General features: G+C 63.3%; 5 protein-coding genes. 1 reads left to right on the top strand and 4 read right to left on the bottom strand.

Annotated features, from left to right (window positions below; genetic code table 11):
- Positions 1-290: 290 nt before the first annotated feature.
- Entirely contained in the window at positions 291-1,217 is a 927-nt protein-coding gene (locus OX89_RS13850) for a hypothetical protein (RefSeq protein ID WP_047351051.1), read from the top strand.
- 66 nt (positions 1,218-1,283) lie between these two features.
- On the opposite strand, the gene OX89_RS13845 is transcribed toward OX89_RS13850, so the two are convergent.
- From OX89_RS13845 to OX89_RS13830, 4 genes are all read right to left on the bottom strand, one after another.
- Positions 1,284-1,520 (bottom strand): 4-oxalocrotonate tautomerase family protein, encoded by a 237-nt coding sequence (locus tag OX89_RS13845; RefSeq protein ID WP_047351050.1) that lies wholly within the window; start codon positions 1,518-1,520, stop codon positions 1,284-1,286.
- 52 nt (positions 1,521-1,572) lie between these two features.
- Positions 1,573-1,920, bottom strand: a complete 348-nt coding sequence (locus OX89_RS13840; protein WP_052952275.1) for a hypothetical protein — start codon at positions 1,918-1,920, stop codon at positions 1,573-1,575.
- An 84-nt stretch (positions 1,921-2,004) separates the two neighbouring features.
- A complete protein-coding gene (locus tag OX89_RS13835; protein WP_047351049.1) occupies positions 2,005-2,421 on the bottom strand; it encodes a VOC family protein in 417 nt (138 codons plus the stop codon).
- A gap of 85 nt (positions 2,422-2,506) precedes the next feature.
- Positions 2,507-2,887: a hypothetical protein gene (locus OX89_RS13830; RefSeq protein ID WP_234305570.1), complete on the bottom strand. Its 381-nt coding sequence runs from the start codon at positions 2,885-2,887 to the stop codon at positions 2,507-2,509.
- Positions 2,888-2,992 lie beyond the last annotated feature (105 nt).

The following is a 2,992-nucleotide window of genomic DNA, read 5'->3' as shown; positions in this document are numbered from 1 at the left end:
GCTTTGCGTACCGTCACTTATTGCACTGAAAACGAGGAGACCCCGGGCTATGCCGGCGGCATCCTCTCGGCGGGCGTGGACGGCATCAAGATCGCCGAGGCGGTGGCCTTGAGCATCATGAGCCAGCAGGGGTAAGCGTGCCGGGCCCGGCACGGGCCCGCGAAATGCGCCTGCTGAACCCCGCCGCTTGACCTTCCCATCGTGTCAAGCTTGAAACTGACGCCATCGTATTGCCCCGACTGCCTCGTGTACCGCAGCGGGCCAGGCGCATTTTCGAAAAGGGTTCCGCCATGCAGCAAGCAACGCTCACGCCTCGCCAGGCACGCCTGTCGTATTTCTGCGCCTTCGCGTTCATCGCTGCAATGGTCGCGGCCGCCGCCGTCTGGAACGATCGCGAGATCGTGCTGCCCGAGATCGCCGCCATGGCAATCGCCTTGTGGGTCTACCGCGAGCCCGGTTGGATGCGCCATCCCGAGAAGATCTTTCTTTGGCCCACGGCAACGGCCTTGATGGGCTTCGGCATCAACCTGCTGGCCATACCCTATACCGCCAAACTGGCGCTCGTCCTGGCGGCGATGCTGCTGTTCTTCCTGCTGCTGCGCTACAGCTTGGCGCCTGCCCTGGCCACGGGCTTTTTGCCGGTGGTGACCAACGCCACCGAACCGTCATTCATTGCCGCCATTGTGATCAGCACCCTGCTACTGATGCTGGGCGTGATGCTGGGACGGCTGCGCGCCAGCACGGATCGCACCGTTTCCGTCCAGCCCAGGCTGATGGCCGCCTATGCCGCGATCATCCTGGCCGGAATCGGCCTCGCCGCGCTCGCCGGCAATACGCACCTGGCCGTACTGCCGCCAGTGGCCGTGGTGGTGTACGAGTCCCTGCACATGAAGATGTACTCGTGGCGCATGCTGTTCAAGCAGACTGCGGTGCTGACCCTGTCGGCCGCTGTCGGCGTGGCGCTCTATCTGACGGTCGAGGACTGGATGACGGTGGTCCTGCTGGACCTGGCGCTGATGTGGCTGCTGCTGCGCCTGTTCGAGATGCGCATGCCCGCCGTGTACGCGTTTCCGCTGTTGGCCTATGTCTTCCCGCGGGACGCGCTGCCGCAACTGCCCGCGGCGGCGCTGCTGGTTTCCTTGTTTTCCCTGACCTTGGTTATGGCCTATCGCAAGCTGCAAAAGCCGGCCATGGCGCTGGAGCGTCAGCCCCAATAGCGCCAAAGCCCTTGCGGCTCACAGGTCTGGGGCATGGCCCAGGCCTGGCACGGCGGGTAGTTGTCCCTAGCCGCCACTTTGCGGCTTGGCGCCCGGCGTCGGCACCCTGCCCGCCCGCATCTCGGTCGTCGTCACACCGCCGAAACCCCAGTTGTCCGTGTCGATTTCCTCGATCACGACGTGCGTCCACTCCGGCGGCTTGTGCAGCACGCGTTCGAGCGTCTCGGTGACTTCGCGGATGACTTGCGCTTTCTGCTCGGCGGTAACGCCATCGCGGGTAATGCGGATACTGACGAACGGCATGACTTTCTCCTGGTTGAAGTGCCTGTGCCCGTCGCCACGCCGGAGGTCGTTCTCAATCCAGCTTGGGATCAGGAAACGGCAGCTTATCCTGGGAAACGCTGGGCTGCGCTTTCCACTTGCCGTCCTGCTTGTAGAAATCCATCTGGTTCTCGCTGACCGCAGCCCCCAGGGTCACCGCGACCGTGCAGGCGACCTGGCCCGGATAGGTGGCGTCCACCGCAGGGATGCAGGTTCCCAGCTTGACCTTGGACGGCCGCGGCATGCCCGTGTCCGCCAGCATGTCGACGATCGCATCCGTGGCTTCGGGAATGGAAGGCAGGACCAGATCCTGGGCCCGGGCCATGCCGCCCATTCCCAACAATGCAACCATCGATGCCACGGAAATCAAGGGCTTGAACATGCGCCAGCTCCATCAGAATTGAGACTCGCGGAGCTTAAAGGAAGCGGCCCTTTGTCACCGTAACAGAGCGCTACGCGACTATTCCTAAGGCAGCATCTGAGGGTTGTAGACCACTTCCCACAAATGCCCGTCCGGATCCATGAAGTAGCCCGCGTAGCCGCCATAGAAGGTATCGCCTGCGGCTTTGACCACGGTGGCGCCCGCGCCATTAGCCTGCAGCATGACCGCGTCCACCTCGGTTTTGGAACGCACGTTGTGTCCCAAGGTGAATTCAAGAGAGCCGCCCGGCCGCAACGCAATGCCCGTGTCGGCAGCCATGCTCGCGCGCGGCCACACGGCCAGTTTCACGCCATTCTGCAAGTCGAAGAACGCGACCGCGCCGTGTTCGAACTCCTTGCCGATGATGCCCTCGGTCGACAGCCCCAGCCCATCGCGATAGAAAGCCACCGATTTTTCCAGATCATCGACGCCCAGCGTGATGACCGTGATTCTTGGTTCCATGAGCTGCTCCGAAAGTGAGTCCGACTGCCAGAATAGCGCGCGCGGGAATGCGCGGGCCGCAACGCCGGGCGGGAAGCAACGCCTCTCAGTAATCCCTCGCCTCGTCGAACCAGCGCTGCGCCTGCTCTTCGCTTACGCCCAACCGTTCGACCAGGGCAAGCTGGCTGAACTGCCACACCGCCTCGCCGATGTCTTCGCGCTCCATGGTCTCGATGCCCTTCATGCCATTGAAGTGGCTGGCGAAGGCAGAGATTGCGACTTGGACCTCGGCGGGATTGCTGGCGCTTTCCAGCGCCGCCTGCGCCTTGTCATAGGCGGTGTTCGCCGACTTCGCCATGCGGCTGCTCCAGCCCGAGAATGGCCGGCCGTATTCGCTCTGCCACCACTCCTGCTTGCGCAGCTTGGAGACGGAGCTGTAGCCGCCCCAAGCGCGGACCTTCGCCCTCGCCGTCATCTGTGCCTTCAATCGCTTGCCCGCCGCTTCGTCGACGTTGAAGGCGATGAACCTGTCCAGCAGAGGCCAACGAAAGTCAATGAAATCAACGATCTACCAACACCACCTCCGCGCCAG

The sequence above is a fragment of the Diaphorobacter sp. J5-51 genome (genome assembly GCF_001023515.1).
GTDB classification, from domain to species: Bacteria; Pseudomonadota; Gammaproteobacteria; order Burkholderiales; family Burkholderiaceae_C; genus Diaphorobacter; species Diaphorobacter nitroreducens.
This window is presented reverse-complemented; position numbering and strand designations above follow the sequence as displayed.

Excerpts from the sequence above, each read along its gene's own strand:
- OX89_RS13850 (WP_047351051.1), top strand. The coding sequence starts at position 291 with ATGCAGCAAGCAACGCTCACGCCTCGCCAGGCACGCCTGTCGTATTTC.
- OX89_RS13845 (WP_047351050.1), bottom strand. The coding sequence starts at position 1,520 with ATGCCGTTCGTCAGTATCCGCATTACCCGCGATGGCGTTACCGCCGAG.
- OX89_RS13840 (WP_052952275.1), bottom strand. The coding sequence starts at position 1,920 with ATGTTCAAGCCCTTGATTTCCGTGGCATCGATGGTTGCATTGTTGGGA.
- OX89_RS13835 (WP_047351049.1), bottom strand. The coding sequence starts at position 2,421 with ATGGAACCAAGAATCACGGTCATCACGCTGGGCGTCGATGATCTGGAA.